Genomic DNA, 17969 nt, shown 5'->3' on the forward strand with positions numbered 1-17969 from the left:
TACTAGTTTGAGTATCCATTATAAACTTTTCCTTAAAACTTGTAAAACCAAAACATTTGCGCTAAAATGAGAGAATGATGACCAATAAAGAAAATGACTATCAAACAATGCGACATGCCTATCTCATCATTGCCTATGATAAATTTGAGCAACTAGCTTTTCAGTTATCTCTCCTAGATGACCCTCGCAATGATATTTTTATCCATATCGACAAACGAAGTTCCTTCACAGAGGAGGATAAGCAGGCATTGCTATCATCTACGCAGCATTCCAAGGTATATTTTACTCCTCGAATTGCCGTCTACTGGGGACATTTTTCTTTGGTTGAATGTGAACTAATCCTCTATCATACTGCTAGCCAGAAAGGCCCTTATGCCGTATATCATCTTATTTCAGGGGCCGATATGCCCCTACGCTCCCAAGATGCCATCCATGACTTTTTTGCGGATAAATCGGACAAGATTTTTATTACCCGCTATAACCAAGAAGAGGCTAAAGAGTTAAAACTCCACAAATTGGTAGAACATTACCACCTATCTCGTCGGATTAACCCCCGTAATTTGTCCCCTGTTTTGCGGAAAATCTTACGAGCCTATCAGATTCTAGAAAATAAACTCCAAACAGCCCTCAAGGTTGATCGACTGCATGGAAAACGAGAAGAAATGGGGTTCGATGGTTTCTCCGAATGGAAATCAATCAGTCATGACGTCTTAGAAGCTATTCTTACCCACGAAAGTTGGATTCGCAAACAATTCCGCTTCACCTTCTGTTCCGATGAGTATTTCTTTCCAATGACTCTGAAACGAGCCAATTTATTGGATCGTATCTACCATTATGAAGCCGTGAATGATATTCCAGATGAATTCCAAGGCAATCTGCGCTACATCAACTGGTGGGATGGCCATCCGCATGAGTGGACAGACTCTCCAGCAGATATAGCCCAATTAGAAAAGGGGCGTGAACTCGGCCACCTCTTCTCTCGTAAATTCAATGTGGAAAAATACCCCGCTTTAAAAGACTTTATTCTAGAAAAAGTCAACGATTAACCATGTCATACTCCATAAAAAGCACCGCCTGAATAGGCACTGAAGCCGTTAAAAAACCGAATGAAAAATAGGAAATCGAAGTAGGTTTCTTGCAACCAATGAGTCAATCTAGCCTCGCTTTCCTGTTTCTTAGCTCGAACTTTTCTGGTCACTTTCTTATTGCTAGGTGACCGTTGAAACAGTTCTCCGAACTTCTAGCCCGAATTCAGTTACATAAGATTTTCCTCAATCGTTCCATCTTGTTAAATGAAAACCTCCAGTGGAGGTTTTCAGCTTATATCGTAAAGGTTATTGAGTGTTTGCCAAAGTAATGAGGGCTTTGTGTTGGAGGAGGTATCGGCATTTCGTTTCTGTTTTCTACAAGGTCCAATCTAGGTCTGGTCCCACTGGTACGATGCCAGTGGGGTTAATCGTTCTGTGACTACCATAGTAATGCTCTTTGATATGGTCAAAGTTAACTGTTTCAGCGATATTTCTCGTGTGATAGAGACGTTTGGTATAGGCCCACAAGTTGGGATAGCTGGTCAAAGAACGTTGGTTACACTTGAAGTGACCATAGTAGACACTATCAAACCGTACTAGAGTCGTAAAGAGACGAATATCAGCTTCTGTCAGCTGTCCTCCCACCAGATACTCTTGCCGGCTCAGTAACTCCTCTAATTGATCTAAAGCAGTAAAGAGCTTGGTGACTTCCCGCTCGTATACCGATTGTGCTGTCGCAAACCCAGCCTTGTAAACCCCGTTATTGATCGTAGGATAGACAAAGTCATTCATAGCATCAATCTCCGTTCGTAGACCTTCAGGATAATAGTCTTCCGTATTACCTGTAATAGTATTGAAGGCTGAATTGAACATCCGCATAATATCTGCCGACTCGTTCGATACAATCGTCTTGATCTTTTTATCCCAGAGAACTGGAACAGTTACACGACCCGAATAATCTGGTTTTGCAGCCAGATAAACCTGATAAAGAAAGTCACTTCCTAGTTCTGTATCGGGGACAACCCCTTTGGCAGGCTCAAAAGTCCAGCCATTTTCCAGCATGAGAGGGTGAACAACTGATAGAGAGATATGATCCTTCAAGCCTTTCAAGTGTCGCATGATGAGGGTGCGAGAGGCCCAAGGGCAGGCCAGAGAGACATAGAGATGGTAACGACCAGACTCAGCCTTAAAACCACCATCGCCACTTGGTCCAGCAGAACCATCTTCTGTAACCCAATTACGAAACTGTGTAACCGTCCGCACAAATTTTCCACCAGTTGATGTGGTATCGTACCATTGGTCGACCCACTTACCATCTTGTAACAGTCCCATTATCTGCTCCTTTAGTTAGTGTGATAATCATACGCTAACATAAAAATCAGAAAAAGACAAGGACAAAGGAGACGTGCCGCACAACGTATGCAATCGAGTAGGGACTAATCACTAGCCTCTTTCACACCACCGTGCGTGCTAGTCTAGCACACAGCGGTTCCATTAACCGATAACATATCGATCCGTGTCATAATCTAAACAGCTAATCAGTCCTCCTTTTGTGAGGGCTGACTTCTCATTGGTCATTGTTACTAGGATTGTCTCACCAATGAGACCTCACAGGATAAGCCGTACTAAAAAATGCCTTATCAAGCGATAAGACATCTTGTTTTTTACAATGAATTTGGATCAACCTTGATTCCCACCCCTTGGGTAGTAGTGATGGTCAAGCTGGTGATATAAGTACCTTTTGCTGTAGCTGGTTTTGCCTTAACGATTGTATCGTGGAAAGCCTTGAAATTTTCAGTCAACTGTTCTGCACCAAAGGATACTTTACCGATAATCGCTTGTACGATACCTGCCTTATCAGCACGGTAAGTGATTTTTCCGCCTTTAGATTCCTCTACTGCTTTTGCAACATCCATTGTTACTGTACCAGTTTTAGGATTTGGCATCAAGTTACGTGGTCCAAGGACACGTCCAAGACGTCCAACAAGCGCCATCATATCAGGTGTTGCAATGACAACATCGAAGTCTAACCAACCACCGTTGATTTTCGCAACAAGATCATCTTCACCGACAAAGTCTGCTCCAGCAGCTTTTGCTTCTTCAGCTTTTGCCCCACGTGCAAAGACCAATACACGTGATGTTTTCCCAGTTCCGTTTGGCAATACCATTGCACCACGGATTTGTTGATCTGCTTTACGAACATCAATGTTCAAGTTGTAGGCAACTTCTACTGTTGCATCAAATTTTGCAAAGTTCGTTTCCTGTGCAAGAGCCACAGCTTCCTCTACACTGTAAGCCTTTGTGCTGTCGATTTTTTCAAGTGCAGCACGCATTTGTTTGCTTTTTTTAGCCATTTTTATTCTCCTTGTAATGTGGTCATATCGATTTTCATCTCCCACGTCACTCATCAGAAATGATGAAGTCTTGCGGGTTGTGGGCGCTATTGATTAGTCAACAACGGTGAATCCCATAGAACGAGCAGTACCTTCGATCATACGCATTGCAGACTCAAGGTTTGCAGCGTTCAAATCTGGCATTTTAGTTTCAGCAATTTCTTGTACTTGTGCACGAGTAACTGTTGCAACTTTTGTTTTGTTTGGTGTGCCTGAACCTTTTTCAACACCTGCAGCTTTTTTCAACAGAACAGCAGCTGGTGGTGTTTTACAGATGAAATCAAATGATTTATCTTCGTATACTGAGATAACGACAGGAATAATCATACCAGCTTGGTCAGCTGTACGAGCGTTAAATTCCTTGGTGAATCCCATGATATTGATTCCTGCTTGACCAAGTGCTGGTCCGACTGGTGGAGCTGGAGTAGCTTTCCCAGCAGGAATTTGAAGTTTTACAAGTTTTTCGACTTTTTTAGCCATCTTTAAATCCTCCTATTGTGGTTTTTGCGGTAATGATAGATTTTTACCTCCCACAAGTATGTGATTTTCACATACTTCCCTATTATACATTATTTTGATGAAAAATCAAGCTCTACGTTTACTTTCTCTCACTTTTTTTATAAAATAAAGGTATGACATTTTTAAAATTTGCTGCGATTTTACTCCTGCTACTTTCCTTTATCATTTCGATTACCATTATCAGGCTTTTTGGCTTGCAAAAAAAAGGCTGGAACTTCGCTGACATCGCCTTTCCCATCCTTGCTTTTGAATTTTACCTCATTTCAGACAAGGCCTACTACCATAGCTTATTGCCCCATTTGGTCCTAGCCCTCTCCCTCCTTTCATTGGCCATTGTCTATTATTTCTTACGAAAGAGGCGCAGTTTCTCTTATTTACGTTTTTTCAAATTCTTTTGGCGAGCGGGTTTTATTGTGACCTTCTTCCTATATGTGGCCCTCATCATCGCTCTTTTTACGACCTAATACTCTTTAAAAATCAAAAGGATACGTTGTCACCTTGTCTCGGTGAACGCTAGTTCTACCTTCGCCTTCGTTTCCTAGTCTACTTTTGATTTTTATTGAGTATAATACTCAATATAGATAGCAAAAGCGAATCCAGATGGACCTCCGAAAGTAGGCTCACCTGGACTCGCTTTTTTATATAGGATACTGAGATTTTATCCACATCCTCTCCTCACTCATGTATCTCCAATGGCAATCCATCCGGGTCAAAGAAGAAGGCCATTTTTCGTCCATCATAGTCGTCATAGCGCAGTGGTCCATGTGGAATATTGAGTACATCGAACTCCTGCAAGCAACCTTCTACATCTGCGACTTTAAAAGCCAGGTGGCGCAGACCGGTATGTTCTGGCTGTGGCATAGCAGGTCTCAGCGGTGCATCTGGTTTGATAAAAATTTCGAGAACCAAATTTCCTTGGCGAACATTTAAGAGAATATCTTGCTTTTCTGGACGGATATGTTCATCTAGCTGCTCAAATCCGAGCTTATCGACATAAAATTCCTTTGTTTTCTGATAATCACTGCCGATGATGGCAATATGGTGTACCATATCTAAATTCATCATTGCGTCTCTAACACCTTCCTTGGTTTTGTCCCTTCTGCAGGACCAATCACTCCAGCTGCCTCCAACTCTTCCATCAGGCGTGTTGCCCGGTTAAAACCAACCGACAACCGTCGCTGAATCATAGAAGCGCTAGCTTTTTGCGTCTCAACAACGAGGGCCCGTGCCTGTTCAAAGAGCGGGTCGCCACTACTGCCATCGCCTGAGCCAGTTTCAAACTCCCCTTCTGTCACTTCACCAGGATCAAAGGCTTCATCATACTCAGCCTCAGCTTGGTGTTTGATAAAGTTGACAATGACCTCAACATCATCATCCGAAATAAAGGAACCTTGTAAGCGCACAGGATGGTTTTCATCAATGGGTTTAAAGAGCATATCTCCCCGGCCTAATAATTTCTCCGCCCCATTTTCATCTAAAATCGTCCGACTATCTGTCCCACTGGAAACCGCAAAGGCGATCCGAGATGGGACGTTGGCCTTAATGAGACCAGAGATGACATCCACAGACGGACGTTGGGTCGCCAAAATCATGTGAATACCAGCCGCCCTTGCCTTTTGCCCCAGGCGAATGATGGCATCCTCTACTTCCTTGCTAGCAACCATCATCAAGTCTGCCAATTCATCGACAATCACGACAATCAACGGTAGAGGAATCTGTTTCTCTTCTGAGTGGCGATTAAACTCTGTCACTTTTGCATTGTAACCTTCTAGATTGCGCACCCCCAAATGGCTAAACAGTTCATAGCGCTTCTCCATTTCATCCACCACTTTTTGGAGAGCTCGCGCAGCTTTGCGAGGATTGGTAACAACAGGAATCAAGAGATGGGGAATATCATTGTAGACAGATAATTCAACCATTTTAGGATCGATCATCATAAATTTGACCTGGTCTGGTCCAGCCTTCATTAAAATCGAAGCGATGATACCGTTAACCGCAACAGACTTCCCAGAGCCAGTTGAACCTGCCACCAATAAATGGGGCATCCGCGCTAAATCAAAGGAACGCACAGAGCCATTGACGGCCTTGCCAAGCGGAATGTCCAAGAGCTTGGTGGGAGAGGTCTTGGCTTGTTCCCACAATTCTCTAAAGGGTACTGTGGCCACTTCAGAATTTGGTACTTCAATACCGACCAGGGATTTTCCTGGAATCGGTGCTTCAATTCGGACGTCTTTGGCTGCCAGAGCGAGAGCGAGGTCGTCTGCCAGATTGGAAATCCGATTGACCCGCACACCAACTGCAGGCTTCACCTCATACTTGGTCACAGATGGACCGATTTCCGCCCGCTCAACCACAACCTTGATTCCAAAACTTGCAAAAGTCTCTTCCAAGACTTTGATATTTTGGCGGACAATTTTCTTTTCGTTGGTCTGACTCTTGGCCTTGATGGGGGCAAATAGGTCAATGGAGGGCAACTGGTAGGCTCGTTTGGTTTTCAGCTTGAAATCCAGCGCTATGTCCTCTGTCGACTCTTCTTCCAACTCCTCTTGCCCTTCTTCATCATCAGCCAATAAGACCGGAAATTCTTCTTCATCAACACTTCCACGCTCTTCTGTAAGAATTGGAATCTCACGCTCGTTTCCTTCTAGGATTTCTCCTGTATCCACATCAACTATCGAATGTTCACTGAGAGAAACCATGGCTGGCTCTTCCCAACTAGTCGAAGCTGCTGCTACTTCTTCTTTTGCTAAACGTCTTGCTTCTTCCTCCGCTTGACGTTGGGCCTTGGCTGCTGCTTTTTCAGCACGTTTTTCTGACCGAATAGCCGATTGTTCTTGAAACTTTTCTCGCAAAAGGGCTAGACCATCTGCCACATCGTACACAGACCATGGACTCATAAAGAAAAGGCCAAAGAGGATACAAAGGACTCCGATAAAGAAGGTCCCAATCGCTGCAAATAAAAAAGAAACCGGCAGGTACACAGTCCCACCGATGAGACCGCCACCTAAAAACTCCTTCACCCGAAAGGCAGAGAGATCCGCCAAGGCTAGTTGAAAGGTGTGGTGTAGCAAGTCTTTTCCTTTATAGGACAGGTCAAAATAGGCCTGATATTCTAACAACACACCAAAAAATACTAGCCAAAAACCAGAAATGGTCCCTTCGCGTTGCCTTAGTCTCTTTGAAAATAGGATATAGACAAGAAGAGCCCCAATCAATAGATAGGCCACACTTCCAACCAATAGACGAAAAATATTATAGGCCGTCACGCCAAATACTCCCAATCTGCTAGCAGCAAAAAGGAGAAAGATAACTGCCAAAAAGCGGCATAATAGGGATTTTATTTTTTCTTGTTGGGCCAATTCAGCCTTTGTCGGACGTCTAGTCGTACGCCCTTTTTTTGTCGTTTTTTGTTTTGCCATGTTTCCATTATACCATACTTTGCGGGCAGGTCTAGTAAGGGATAACACATAAATCCCCAACAAGCCAAGCCCATTGAGGAATTCTGTTTATTTATCTATTTGGGAGAAGAACATGCGAGTAGGATGGCTATGAAAGGGATGTAGCCTCTGAAACTGTAAAAGTACAACTTCTACTGTACTCATATTATAGCAAACTCTACCCGCTTCCACCAGCTGATATCGTTAATAAATAATCTTCTGATCATCATCCCGCCCATCATCTAGTGGCATCACCCACCAACAGATGAGGTAGGGAATGATACCAATCCCGTAGGCAAAGGCCAGGACTCCCCAAACAACTCGCACCAGTGTCGCATCAACACCGAAGTAGTTAGCAATTCCTGAACAAACACCTGCAATTTTCACATCTTTTCCATCTCGCATCAATCGTTTTTGCATCTCTGGTTCTCCATTTCTACTGTCTCTAATCCCATTATACCACAAGTAGCCCCTTTCCGGGCCAAGTTCTTGAACCAACACTCAAAAGAAGGCCTATTCAGATAAGATCCCCTTTCTCTCTTCAAGGGTAGAAACTACTCTAAAGCCAGTAAAAATAGGCAGGAGTCCCCTTTTACTATTTAAAAAAATCAAAATTTTTTCTTCGGATGACGGTCAATAACCCCAGGATTGGCCGCAAGAGCTGCCCGCCCCTTATCTGTCAATTTATAACCACGTACACTAAAGGTTTGGGATAATTCTTCTTCTGAAAAATACTCCTTCAAAGCTAGATCTAAATCTGCTGCTTTCATTTTAGATAGACCTACAATTCCTTTTTGTTTTAGAATATGTTTCTTCATCGTCGCATTGAGGTGATCCAGCGAATCAAAGGCTCTTTCTACATAAGCATACCCATTTTCTACCAAATCTGCCAAATGCCTAGGGGCATCAATGCCATAGGTGTATTCAAAGTACTTAGGAAAGACCGTTTCAGTTGTAAAGGTATCGAACTGAATCCGCTACAAGAGAATAATATCTCCTGCTAACAGCCCATCTGCCAATAACTCCATATTGCGCTTGGGAACGGGTTTTGCCTCCAATAGCCATGTTGCTACATCACGGTTTGGCGCAATATAGGGCATACAGGCATGGTCTTTATACAATTCCTTGATTTGCTCTTCTACTGTCATCAATGGTAGCTACCTCCCTTATACTCAATAAAAATCAGCAGTAGACTAAGATACAAAGGGCGTTTGACACAAGTTTCACTCGTTTTATTTCCAACCTTCAACAGTCTATTCCTAGACTGTTGAAGCGAGCAAAGCAAAAATAGGAGTTTTGACGAAGAGGGTAGCTGAGAGTTTGCTCTGGCAAACTCCTATTTCCCGCCTTCAAAGGTATACCATACCTTTGAAGCTAGGAAAAACTATCCCAAAGGGATTCTCAGCTGTAATTGGCTAAAGCCAAAACAGCTGCCTATCTTTTTTCCGAGCTTTTAGCCCGTGTTCAGTTCACCGAGGCTCTTGACCCAGTATCCTTTTGATTTTTAAGAGTATGAAAATCTATTCATTAAGCATTCTCTCCTATGCTAGAAAAGGTTGGGCTATCTGGTTTCCCACCTCTCTTCATAGGCTGTAGAATCCTCCTATTATTTCTATTATACACTAGGGGGTAACTATTCACCTAACAGATAGCTTGTCAACTAGCACAAGAAGGACTAGCAATCGCAATCCTTTCATTCGACTTTTGAAAAAGGAAGGGATTCATGCTACAATAAGACTAATCCATAAACAGGAAAGGAATCTTTATGAAAAAACGACTATTATTTGCTCTAGCAGCCAGCCTCCTGCTCTCAGCCTGTGCTACGAATACAAGCAGCTCTTCAACCAGTAGCTCAGCACCTACATCTAGCACAGACACAAGCGCTGCAAGCCAATATGCTAAAGATCTAGCCTATGCCCTTAACAATCCAGACGCGGCCTTCCCTCAGTTGACAGCGGACATTGCAGACAATGAAGCTGCTGTTCTTATCAAAACTACTGCAGGAGACATCAAGTTAAAACTCTTTCCAGAGCAGGCTCCTCTAGCAGTTGAAAATTTCTTAACCCATGCTAAAGAAGGCTACTACAACGGCGTCATCTTCCACCGTGTCATCAAGGATTTTATGATTCAAGGTGGCGACCCCAAAGGAACTGGTACGGGAGGAGAGTCTATTTGGGCTGGTAAAGATAATACCATTGATAGAGGAAGAGGATTTACTAATGAAATTTCAGCCTTTCTCTATAATATTCGTGGTGCTCTATCGATGGCAAATGCTGGTCCCAATACCAACGGTAGCCAGTTCTTTATCAACCAAAATACCAAAAATGCTTCTGGACAGTTAGATTCTAGCAAATATCCCGTCAAAATCAAACAGGCCTATCAGTCGGGTGGAAACCCAAGCCTTGACGGTGACTATACCGTCTTTGGTCAAGTCATTGAAGGCATGGACGTTGTGGACACCATTGCTGCAACTGAGACAGATGAAAAGGATAAACCCAAAACAGACATCAAGATCGAATCCATTGAGATTTTGAAGGATATGAAGCAATAAGAAAAAGCTAGGTTTTCCTAGCCTTAGACTGAAGAAAAAATTTATTTTCTTCAAAACGATTATTTTATTATGATACTTTACTTAGGTAGCACGGACGGCAGCAACTCCCTACGGGATTTCATGCCTAGATTTTGAGCCTGAGTCTCAAAATCTCCGAACACCAGAAACATAACGTTTCTGGTGTTTTTTGCTACGGCGTAAAGTAGCGGTTATGAGCTCGCTTCGCTCGCCTTTTCACGAAGAGATAAGAGCACTGATACTATCCTTCGATATTGACATTGACAAATTTTCTCAGAGATACTTTGTCTACAACCTGAAGCTAGCTTTTCCTAGCTTTTTTGTTCATGGTCTTTAAAAATCAAAAGAATACTTGGGCAACTTTTCCTATTTTGCTGTAGCCGTTGTGAACGATTTTCACTTATGGATAGGGGAGAAACTATCCAGTGGAGAGTTTCTTAGATATTAAGCTACACGTTGAGTTTTTTACGGCTTTGTATCTTGTATAATTGAGTTCGGACTAAGGTCTCAAACATCCCGTAGGCCTCTGTCCTACAGTTCTACCAACCTAGCCAAACACAGCCCCGTCAGGTAGAGAATTGGAGTATGAGTTGATGGGCGAAGAAGATTGTTTTTTAGCTACCCCATTCCTAAAAACATGCAAGAGTAGCGTCACTCTCTCCTACTGCAAGAACTCAATCAGAGCCTGAGCTGAGCGCTTGCCTGCTTCAATGATAAAATTGTCAAAGGTGATATTGGCATCGCCCTGTGCTGTATCACTCATGGCACGAACGATAAGAAAGGGGAGTTTAAGGCTATGTGCCGCTTGAGCAATAGCAGTCCCTTCCATCTCAACGGCTAAAACATCTGGAAAATGAGCCTTAATCGCTACAACCTTATCCTGACCTGCAATAAAACTATCTCCTGTCGCAATCAGTCCAACATGGGCTACGACTGCTTGCTGGTCAAGAACTTCCTGCATCCTAGCAACTAGATTCTCATCTGCTTCAAAATATAAGGGTTGACCGGCCATCTGACCATAGTCATATCCAAAGGCTGTCACATCTACGTCGTGGTATACCAGCTGACGAGCAATGACCACATCCCCAAGGGCAAGACCAGCTGCGACCGCACCTGCCGAACCTGTATTGACGATGATATCCACCTGAAACTGATGGGCTAAAACAGCAACAGACATGGCTGCCATGACCTTCCCAACACCAGATTGAACCAAGACCACCTCATGCTGGCCTAATGTACCTGTGTGATAAGTCCGCCCTAAGACAAGCTGCTCTGCCCCCTGCTCTAAGGCTCCTATCAAGGTCCTTAATTCTTCAGGCATGGCTGCAATAATTCCAAATTTCATCTAAACTCCTTACCAAAAAAAGACTGCAATGAGGAAAAGGATGACAAGAAGTATCACCCAAAAGAGGATTTTATTGACCTTGCTGCGAAATTGCTCTCGCTTAACGGTTTCGATACGGCGACTTTTGATAATCGAAGCATCCACAGGAATCCGATGGGTATAGCCCTCACGATAGCCTGTATAGTCGCTGTCCCACTCCTCCTCTAGCTCCAAGTCATCTACATCCTCAAACTTCCTTTCAGGATCGTAATAGCCAAAACGCTGGGAAGTAGCGCTTTTTCTCCGTCTGGCTTCTTCTAATACTTCATCTGTCAATAAGGCCTTCCTCATGAACCGTCCTACCTTCTCATCAGTTGTAGTTGCTGAATCGCAATGATGGTCTTAGCATCACAAATATCACCACTTGCAATCAAATCAAGAGCTTCTTCTAGACTGACATGATACACTTCAATCATCTCATCGGCATCCATAGGACGCGGATTGTCAACCTTGACCAAATTGGTTGCTACATAAAGACGCAGACGCTCATTGCAAAAACCGATTGCCGAATAAAAATCATACAGGAGTTCCAAGTCACCTGTGTAGCCTGTTTCTTCCTCTAATTCCCTCAGGGCTGCCGCCTTAGGGTCAGCATTTTCCCCAACTTCCAGCTTGCCTGCGGGAATCTCGTAACTCGTCTGTTCAATCGCCTTGCGGTATTGTTTGACCAATATCAATTTCCCATCAGGTGTCACCGCTAAAACGCAGACTGCTCCCTTGTGAAAAATCAACTCCCGCTTAGCCTGTCCTCCTATAGGAAGCGCCACATCATCGACGACTACATCAAAAATATGCCCCTTAAAAATCTCTGTTCGTTTGATGGTCTTTTCTTCAAATTTCATAGTAGCTCCTAGTTATTCTTTGGATAGTGCGGCAAGCGCTTGGCATATTCTTCCTTATTTTCCTGACGACTTCTACCAATCGCAACCGCATCTTGTGGCACATTTTTAGCAATGGTAGAACCAGCCGCTGTCAAGGCATTGTCACCAATTTCAAGCGGGGCAATGAGGGTAGAATTAGACCCGACAAAAACATGATCACCAATCTTGGTAGTGTATTTTTTTTGCCCATCATAATTGACCGTAATCGTTCCAGCACCAACGTTAACGTCACGCCCTATCTCGGCATTTCCGATATAGGTCAAATGACCTGCCTTGGTATTTTCTCCGATACTAGAGGCTTTGACCTCTACAAAATTACCAATGTGAACCTCTTTTGCTAGCTGAGAACCCGGGCGGATATGTGCGTATGGTCCTACGGTCACATCTTCTGCAATACGGGATTCTTCAATCATGGAATGGGTCACTACTACACGCTCACCAATCTCTGAATCAACAATATAGGTCCCATTTGTCAAGATAGTCCCTGCGCCAATCGTGGTCTTACCTTTCAAGGTCACATTTGCCTCAATCTGCACATCGGGTGCAATAGCAACATCGATGTCGATATAGGTCGCTGCTGGATTCACAAAGCTAACACCATTGAGCATGTGGGTCTTCGTAATCCGTCTGCGCATCACTTCTTCAGCTTTCGCAAGAGCTAGGCGGTCATTAACCCCTAAACTTTCATCAAAATCACGAAGGACATAGGCTCCAACTTTTTCTCCTGCTTCACGGAAAATACCAATCACATCGGTGATATAGTATTCTCCTTGGGCATTGTTGGTATTGATGTTTTTAAGTGCCTCAAACAAGCGCTCATTGTCAAAGATATAAGTCCCTGTATTGATCTCCTTGATCTGCTTTTCAAAATCAGACGCATCTTTTTCTTCGACAATCTTCGTCACTTCTGCATGTTGATTCCGCACAATACGACCGTAGCCAAACGGCTGTTCTGTCTCTGCTGTCAAAATGGTTGCCACATTTTTATGATTGATATGAAAGTCTACCAAGTCACGGAGACTCTCACCGGTAATCAAGGGAGTATCACCTGCAATCACCAAGGTTTGACCGCTACAATTTTGAAGTAGAGGCTCCGCCATCATGACCGCATGGCCAGTACCGAGCTGCTCTGACTGGCGGACAAACTCTGTCTGATGGGCGAGAAGAGAGGTAACCATATCTGCCTTATGACCGACGACGGTCACGATTTTTTCAGGTGAAATGGCAGAAACACTCCGAAAAACATGCTCTACCATCGAAATGCCTGCGACCTTGTGTAGGACCTTGGGCAAATCCGATTTCATCCGAGTCCCTTTACCTGCTGCTAAAATAATTGCATAATTTGTCATATCTTCTTTCCAATCTACTATTTTCGCTCCTATTATACCATACTTTCTAATACTCTATAAAAATCAACGTCTAACTAAGCATAAAACCGCAGGTAGTTACAAGATACAAAGGGCGTTAAGCGAGCAAAGCAAAAATAGGAGTTTTGACGAAGAACCTCAAGTTCTAGGAAAAACTATCTTTTTTGTGCAGCTCGTAGCCCATGTTCAATTAGTAAGATACAAAGCCCGTAAAAAACTCAAAGTGAAAAATCGAGTAGGGACTAATTGATAGTCCCTCTCACACCACCGTGCGTGCCGTTCGGCACACGGCGGTTCAACTAAACTTTGGCGAGAACACTTTTTTTGTTCCCACACCTACCTATATATGATTTCGTTCCGCTTGTGCCGTCCTATATTTGTGAGCAGCCTCTTTCAGCATACGTTCTGCGAGTACCGTCATTTCAGACCAGGTGTTAGGGCAGACAAAATCAGTTAGATAGGGTATCATTTAATCGTTCGGTCCTTCGCTCCGTTTCCATTACAGAAACTTCATCACTACTATGACCTCGGCTGACTTCTCATGATTCGTTATTACTACGTCTACTTGACGCTCATGAGACCTCACGGGATAAGTCGTACATCTTTCCTCGTTTACTCTCGTGATTTACGCACATAGATTACGACTACCTTTTTGGACTTTAGAGTGCCTAGCCCCCTCATCCACTATATACGCCTTAATATCACGTTTCTGTTCGTAGAGCCACGATTTCGCTATCCCTTCCTCTCCCCGTTACCTCGCGATAGTCAGGCTTGGGAGTCGCTATTGGGTTCACCGGTAGCAGGTGTCCACAGAGGACTTGCACCTCAGATGTACGACATGCCCGTCGTACTAGGATTGAAACAGTTCAGTGAACTGTTTCAACGGTCACCTAGAAATCAGAAAGTGACCACAGCAGAACGGGGAACTGTTTCAGCTGGTCACCCAAAAATAAAAAAGTGACCACAGAAGCCCGAGCTAGGAAATAGGAAATTTAACGAGCGAAAAGCTCCAATGGAAGTTTTCACTCAGGGAAGTGAGGTAACGACGTCAGAGTTTGACTTTTGACAAGTATTAGGGCAATAAAGCCATGCCCTCGCTGATCCTCCATAAGAATCCTTTCCCAGCATGGCAAGGGGTTCAAGCGATGATCACAAGGGGTAGACTACTTCAAATTCTTCCAAAACGACTTGGCTACTATCTGAGAAAGTAAGACCTGCTTCCTCCAGCCATTGGGTGAAATAGGCTTCATGACTCTGCCTCCAGTAAGCAAGAGACTTATCTCCTTCTCCTTCTTTAAAGGCGTGATCTGCTGACACCTGATTGAAGGGAAGGACCTCCACCTTGGTTGTCATAATTACACAACTAGCCTCTCCTCGACCATTTAAGACCACGCTCCGTTCACCCACTGCGGGCAGAGGCTCATCTGCCAGAGCATATAGGTCATAGGCTGAAGCCGTCGCTGTTTTCTCCCCCTGCTTGACCAAATCTGCCAGTAAATCCGGCTCAGCACCAAACTGCCACGCATCCAGCTCCTCCCCAATCTGAGGATTCACTAGGCGATAGGCTGCCCACATTTCTTCTGCTGTCATCTTTCTTCTCCGCTACTGTAGAAACTGTATTCATAAGTAAGGTACTTTCATTCAGTAAATCATTTTCCAATCATGAAGAGGCATCTCTTTGAAAATGATAAACGATCTGCAAGCAACTATCAAACAAGTGTACCTATAGGTCTTGAGCTACGAATACCTGATTCTAGTTTTTCTATCTATTTTGAAATAGCCTGTCTGCTCTTCTCTTTTGAAACAGGCTCTTTCTCTTACAAACTATCACTTTCATAGCAAGTCTACGACAGGTCTGTTGACCCTCACCTGCTAGAAAGAGAACTTTTCTAAATCTGCCGTCCCTTACCTTCTACTCAATAAAAATCAAAAGTAGACTAAGATACAAAGCCCGTAAAAAACTCAAAGTGAAAATAGGAAATACGACGAAGAAGTAAAGGACGTTTGCTAAGGCAAACTTCTATTTCCCGCCTTCAAAGGTATGCCATACCTTTGAAGCTAGGAGTATTTATTCTCGCTTTCCGATTTCTTGGCTCGGGTAAAACTGATCCACTGGATTAGTTTTATTGTCAGCGAGTTGTAGCTCGAGTTCAATTCACCGAGACTCTTGACCAAGCATCCTTTTGATTTTTAAAGAGCATTCCCTACTTTCTATCAAGATTGGACTTCGCACTCGGTCTTTCTTTTAGCGCTCCATTTAGCCAGCTGACGATGTCTTGCATGACCTCTTCTTTATTCCATTCATTGAGTATTTCATGGCGGGCTTCGGGATACAAGATGAGACTGACCTGAGAACATCCCACCTTCTGTAACAGGTCATAAAAACACTGGACTCCCTTACCACATGCACCCACAGGATCCTCCTGACCTGATAACAAGAGTAGGGGCAATTCTTTTGGAATCCTATCGATCCACTTTACCTGCGCTGCATAATTGGCAAAGGTAAATAAAGACCTATACATGCTCAAGGTGGGTCTAAACTGATGATGGGGATTTGTCACATACTTTTCTACCTCATTTCCATCTCTGGTCAGCCAATCTGCACTGGTTTTTGTAGGTGCAAAGTGCTGATTAAACCTGCCTGTGCTCATAGATTCGACCAGTTTACTGCGGTGGAGGGGACCGTAGAAGCGCGTCAATAGCTTGACCAGGCTGATTCCTGCCCTAGTTTTGAAGAGAGGTTCTTGACCTGTTCCCATGAGAATACTAGCTTTTACACCGTCACCATACTCTGCTAAATATAAGCGAGTAATGTAGGACCCCATAGAATGCCCCATCAAGACAAGGGGAACATCCGGGTAGCGCTTTCGTATTTCCCCTTGTAAACCGTGTACGTCTTCCATCAAGGTATGCCAGTCATCAGGAAACACACCGTACTCTTCTTGTTTGCGAACCGTTTGACCATGTCCCACATGGTCATGGCCGATGACCGCATAGCCCGCTTGATTGAGATAGCGAGCAAACGCATCGTATCGTTCCATCTGCTCCATCATACCATGGACGATTTGAACGATGGCTTTTGGCTCATCCACTGCCCATAATATCGCACAGGTTTGACGTGGCCCGAAGTACCACCTTGTTACTGTTGTCACTTATATTCCTCCACTCCTTTATTTCAAGCTCCAACCACCGTCAATCTTTACGATTTCTCCCTGCATGCTAGCTGCTTTCCCACTCGCCAAAAACAGGCTCACTTCTGCAATTTCTTCTGGCTCTAGCCAACGCTTGATCGGTGTTTCTGCTGCAACCCAGTCCGCTAGCCCGCCCTCTTCAAAATCACTTGCCGTCATCGCTGTTTTGACGGCGCCTGGTGCTAAGCCAAAGACCTGAATCCCTTGATCGGCATAGTCGAGCGCCAGTTGCTTGGTAAAGCCTGCTAGAGCATGTTTACTCGCCGTATAGGCTACTCCGCCACCGCCAGCAAGGAAACTTGCAATCGAACACATATTGATGATAATCCCCGCCTTTTTTTCCAACATCCTTACTAGATAAAAGCGAGTAAGGCGCATAGCTGCAAGCACATTGACTGCTAAGATGTCCTCTATTTCTTCTTCACTGACATCTAGCAGGGGTTTGTAAGCGTCCAATTTGCCAGCCGTATTACAGAGAATATCTACTGCTGGTAACCAGTCAAAAAGAGGCGCCAAACTCCCCCTAAGATCTAATTGCAAAAAATGAAAAGCCGGATATGGCAAAAGATTTTCTTCCCCAGCGACATCTACTCCATACACCTCATAGCCTTGTTCCAAAAAGAGACGAGCCTGAGCATGTCCAATTCCTGAGGATACCCCCGTCACAAGAACTGTCTTAGCCATGAACTTCTACCCAATCTGTTGCTAAGACGTCGCATGGAGTCGGACTCCACATGGAAAACCCTTCTCCCTCACCCGACACATGGATTAAAAAGTAAGGAGTCACTTCAAGTGGAACACCGTTTTGCTCAATCGTATCAAAGAGCTGGACATAGTTTTCAGCCCCACCCCAACCTATCCGAACATATTTCTTCTTGGCCTTCAAGCCTGGTAAAATCTCTTCAAATGTCATACCTTCTCCTTCTCTCACCTATAAATAACTGCAACTAGTCATTGTCCTACTATCCTTTAAACAGAAAATAGATAACTAGTGCCAATTTCTCTTCTCCATTATACCACAGATTCCTATCATCGTAGAGCCCTTGACAAATTCCCTCACAGTCTCATTTCTAACACAAGATGTGAAGCCGTTAAAAAACCGAATGAAAAATAGAAAATCGAAGCAGGTTGTCTTGCAACCAATGAGATTTATCTTTTTTCCGAGGTTTTAGGCTGAACTCAATTACACAAGATGTGAAG

19 protein-coding genes are annotated in these 17969 nt (G+C 43.9%); 3 read left to right on the forward strand and 16 right to left on the reverse strand.

Annotated features, from left to right (window positions below; all coding sequences use genetic code 11):
* Positions 1-74 precede the first annotated feature (74 nt).
* Positions 75-1046, forward strand: a complete 972-nt coding sequence (locus BVE84_RS03935; RefSeq protein ID WP_083708217.1) for a beta-1,6-N-acetylglucosaminyltransferase — start codon at positions 75-77, stop codon at positions 1044-1046.
* Between the two features lie 357 nt (positions 1047-1403).
* On the opposite strand, the gene BVE84_RS03940 is transcribed toward BVE84_RS03935, so the two are convergent.
* The 3 genes from BVE84_RS03940 to rplK all read right to left on the reverse strand — a co-directional run bounded on the left by BVE84_RS03940 (position 1404) and on the right by rplK (position 3901).
* Positions 1404-2360, reverse strand: a complete 957-nt coding sequence (locus BVE84_RS03940) for a glutathione S-transferase family protein (RefSeq protein WP_076995785.1) — start codon at positions 2358-2360, stop codon at positions 1404-1406.
* Positions 2361-2692: 332 nt separating this feature from the next.
* Positions 2693-3382: a 50S ribosomal protein L1 gene (rplA, locus tag BVE84_RS03945; RefSeq protein WP_076995786.1), complete on the reverse strand. Its 690-nt coding sequence runs from the start codon at positions 3380-3382 to the stop codon at positions 2693-2695.
* Between the two features lie 93 nt (positions 3383-3475).
* The gene (rplK, locus tag BVE84_RS03950) at positions 3476-3901 is read right to left on the reverse strand and encodes a 50S ribosomal protein L11 (protein WP_075103919.1); all 426 of its coding nucleotides are present in this window, start codon (positions 3899-3901) and stop codon (positions 3476-3478) included.
* 152 nt (positions 3902-4053) lie between these two features.
* Here rplK and BVE84_RS03955 point away from each other — a divergent pair, with 152 nt between their 5' ends.
* Positions 4054-4404: a DUF3397 family protein gene (locus BVE84_RS03955; protein ID WP_076995787.1), complete on the forward strand. Its 351-nt coding sequence runs from the start codon at positions 4054-4056 to the stop codon at positions 4402-4404.
* Positions 4405-4615: 211 nt separating this feature from the next.
* On the opposite strand, the gene gloA2 is transcribed toward BVE84_RS03955, so the two are convergent.
* The 5 genes from gloA2 to BVE84_RS10945 all read right to left on the reverse strand — a co-directional run bounded on the left by gloA2 (position 4616) and on the right by BVE84_RS10945 (position 8525).
* Positions 4616-5002 carry an SMU1112c/YaeR family gloxylase I-like metalloprotein gene (gene gloA2, locus BVE84_RS03960; RefSeq protein WP_076995806.1) on the reverse strand — a complete coding sequence of 129 codons (387 nt, stop codon included), beginning with the start codon at positions 5000-5002 and terminating at the stop codon, positions 4616-4618.
* On the reverse strand, positions 5002-7359 hold the full coding sequence (locus BVE84_RS03965) for an FtsK/SpoIIIE family DNA translocase (protein ID WP_076995788.1): 2358 nt from the start codon (positions 7357-7359) through the stop codon (positions 5002-5004). The genes gloA2 and BVE84_RS03965 overlap by 1 nt, the downstream gene beginning before the upstream one ends.
* A 222-nt stretch (positions 7360-7581) precedes the next feature.
* Positions 7582-7797: a PspC domain-containing protein gene (locus BVE84_RS03970; protein WP_076995789.1), complete on the reverse strand. Its 216-nt coding sequence runs from the start codon at positions 7795-7797 to the stop codon at positions 7582-7584.
* Between the two features lie 188 nt (positions 7798-7985).
* The gene (locus tag BVE84_RS03975; RefSeq protein WP_076995790.1) at positions 7986-8270 is read right to left on the reverse strand and encodes a hypothetical protein; all 285 of its coding nucleotides are present in this window, start codon (positions 8268-8270) and stop codon (positions 7986-7988) included.
* Between the two features lie 84 nt (positions 8271-8354).
* Positions 8355-8525 carry a hypothetical protein gene (locus BVE84_RS10945; RefSeq protein WP_167366957.1) on the reverse strand — a complete coding sequence of 57 codons (171 nt, stop codon included), beginning with the start codon at positions 8523-8525 and terminating at the stop codon, positions 8355-8357.
* 617 nt (positions 8526-9142) lie between these two features.
* Here BVE84_RS10945 and BVE84_RS03980 point away from each other — a divergent pair.
* On the forward strand, positions 9143-9928 hold the full coding sequence (locus BVE84_RS03980; RefSeq protein ID WP_076995791.1) for a peptidylprolyl isomerase: 786 nt from the start codon (positions 9143-9145) through the stop codon (positions 9926-9928).
* A 679-nt stretch (positions 9929-10607) separates the two neighbouring features.
* On the opposite strand, the gene BVE84_RS03985 is transcribed toward BVE84_RS03980, so the two are convergent.
* The 8 genes from BVE84_RS03985 to BVE84_RS04025 all read right to left on the reverse strand — a co-directional run bounded on the left by BVE84_RS03985 (position 10608) and on the right by BVE84_RS04025 (position 17682).
* Complete coding sequence (locus tag BVE84_RS03985) at positions 10608-11291, reverse strand: 5'-methylthioadenosine/adenosylhomocysteine nucleosidase (RefSeq protein ID WP_076995792.1); 684 nt, start codon at positions 11289-11291, stop codon at positions 10608-10610.
* Positions 11292-11300: 9 nt separating this feature from the next.
* Positions 11301-11621: a cell wall synthase accessory phosphoprotein MacP gene (gene macP, locus BVE84_RS03990; protein ID WP_076995793.1), complete on the reverse strand. Its 321-nt coding sequence runs from the start codon at positions 11619-11621 to the stop codon at positions 11301-11303.
* An 8-nt stretch (positions 11622-11629) separates the two neighbouring features.
* On the reverse strand, positions 11630-12172 hold the full coding sequence (locus BVE84_RS03995; RefSeq protein ID WP_076995794.1) for an NUDIX hydrolase: 543 nt from the start codon (positions 12170-12172) through the stop codon (positions 11630-11632).
* An 8-nt stretch (positions 12173-12180) separates the two neighbouring features.
* Complete coding sequence (gene glmU, locus BVE84_RS04000; RefSeq protein WP_076995795.1) at positions 12181-13560, reverse strand: bifunctional UDP-N-acetylglucosamine diphosphorylase/glucosamine-1-phosphate N-acetyltransferase GlmU; 1380 nt, start codon at positions 13558-13560, stop codon at positions 12181-12183.
* Between the two features lie 1167 nt (positions 13561-14727).
* Positions 14728-15168, reverse strand: a complete 441-nt coding sequence (locus BVE84_RS04010) for an ASCH domain-containing protein (protein WP_076995797.1) — start codon at positions 15166-15168, stop codon at positions 14728-14730.
* Between the two features lie 614 nt (positions 15169-15782).
* Positions 15783-16730 (reverse strand): alpha/beta fold hydrolase, encoded by a 948-nt coding sequence (locus BVE84_RS04015; protein ID WP_076995798.1) that lies wholly within the window; start codon positions 16728-16730, stop codon positions 15783-15785.
* Positions 16731-16748: 18 nt separating this feature from the next.
* Positions 16749-17453 (reverse strand): 3-oxoacyl-ACP reductase, encoded by a 705-nt coding sequence (locus tag BVE84_RS04020; RefSeq protein ID WP_076995799.1) that lies wholly within the window; start codon positions 17451-17453, stop codon positions 16749-16751.
* Positions 17446-17682 carry a DUF2829 domain-containing protein gene (locus BVE84_RS04025; protein WP_076995800.1) on the reverse strand — a complete coding sequence of 79 codons (237 nt, stop codon included), beginning with the start codon at positions 17680-17682 and terminating at the stop codon, positions 17446-17448. Before BVE84_RS04025 ends, BVE84_RS04020 begins: the two co-directional genes overlap by 8 nt.
* Positions 17683-17969: the final 287 nt, after the last annotated feature.

Source organism: Streptococcus azizii (genome assembly GCF_001984715.1).
GTDB lineage: Bacteria > Bacillota > Bacilli > Lactobacillales > Streptococcaceae > Streptococcus > Streptococcus azizii.

Coding starts and splice junctions, on each gene's coding strand:
- BVE84_RS03935 (WP_083708217.1), top strand. CDS start 75: ATGATGACCAATAAAGAAAATGACTATCAAACAATGCGACATGCCTAT.
- BVE84_RS03940 (WP_076995785.1), bottom strand. CDS start 2,360: ATGGGACTGTTACAAGATGGTAAGTGGGTCGACCAATGGTACGATACC.
- rplA (WP_076995786.1), bottom strand. CDS start 3,382: ATGGCTAAAAAAAGCAAACAAATGCGTGCTGCACTTGAAAAAATCGAC.
- rplK (WP_075103919.1), bottom strand. CDS start 3,901: ATGGCTAAAAAAGTCGAAAAACTTGTAAAACTTCAAATTCCTGCTGGG.
- BVE84_RS03955 (WP_076995787.1), top strand. CDS start 4,054: ATGACATTTTTAAAATTTGCTGCGATTTTACTCCTGCTACTTTCCTTT.
- gloA2 (WP_076995806.1), bottom strand. CDS start 5,002: ATGAATTTAGATATGGTACACCATATTGCCATCATCGGCAGTGATTAT.
- BVE84_RS03965 (WP_076995788.1), bottom strand. CDS start 7,359: ATGGCAAAACAAAAAACGACAAAAAAAGGGCGTACGACTAGACGTCCG.
- BVE84_RS03970 (WP_076995789.1), bottom strand. CDS start 7,797: ATGCAAAAACGATTGATGCGAGATGGAAAAGATGTGAAAATTGCAGGT.
- BVE84_RS10945 (WP_167366957.1), bottom strand. CDS start 8,525: ATGACAGTAGAAGAGCAAATCAAGGAATTGTATAAAGACCATGCCTGT.
- BVE84_RS03980 (WP_076995791.1), top strand. CDS start 9,143: ATGAAAAAACGACTATTATTTGCTCTAGCAGCCAGCCTCCTGCTCTCA.
- BVE84_RS03985 (WP_076995792.1), bottom strand. CDS start 11,291: ATGAAATTTGGAATTATTGCAGCCATGCCTGAAGAATTAAGGACCTTG.
- macP (WP_076995793.1), bottom strand. CDS start 11,621: ATGAGGAAGGCCTTATTGACAGATGAAGTATTAGAAGAAGCCAGACGG.
- BVE84_RS03995 (WP_076995794.1), bottom strand. CDS start 12,172: ATGAAATTTGAAGAAAAGACCATCAAACGAACAGAGATTTTTAAGGGG.
- glmU (WP_076995795.1), bottom strand. CDS start 13,560: ATGACAAATTATGCAATTATTTTAGCAGCAGGTAAAGGGACTCGGATG.
- BVE84_RS04010 (WP_076995797.1), bottom strand. CDS start 15,168: ATGACAGCAGAAGAAATGTGGGCAGCCTATCGCCTAGTGAATCCTCAG.
- BVE84_RS04020 (WP_076995799.1), bottom strand. CDS start 17,453: ATGGCTAAGACAGTTCTTGTGACGGGGGTATCCTCAGGAATTGGACAT.
- BVE84_RS04025 (WP_076995800.1), bottom strand. CDS start 17,682: ATGACATTTGAAGAGATTTTACCAGGCTTGAAGGCCAAGAAGAAATAT.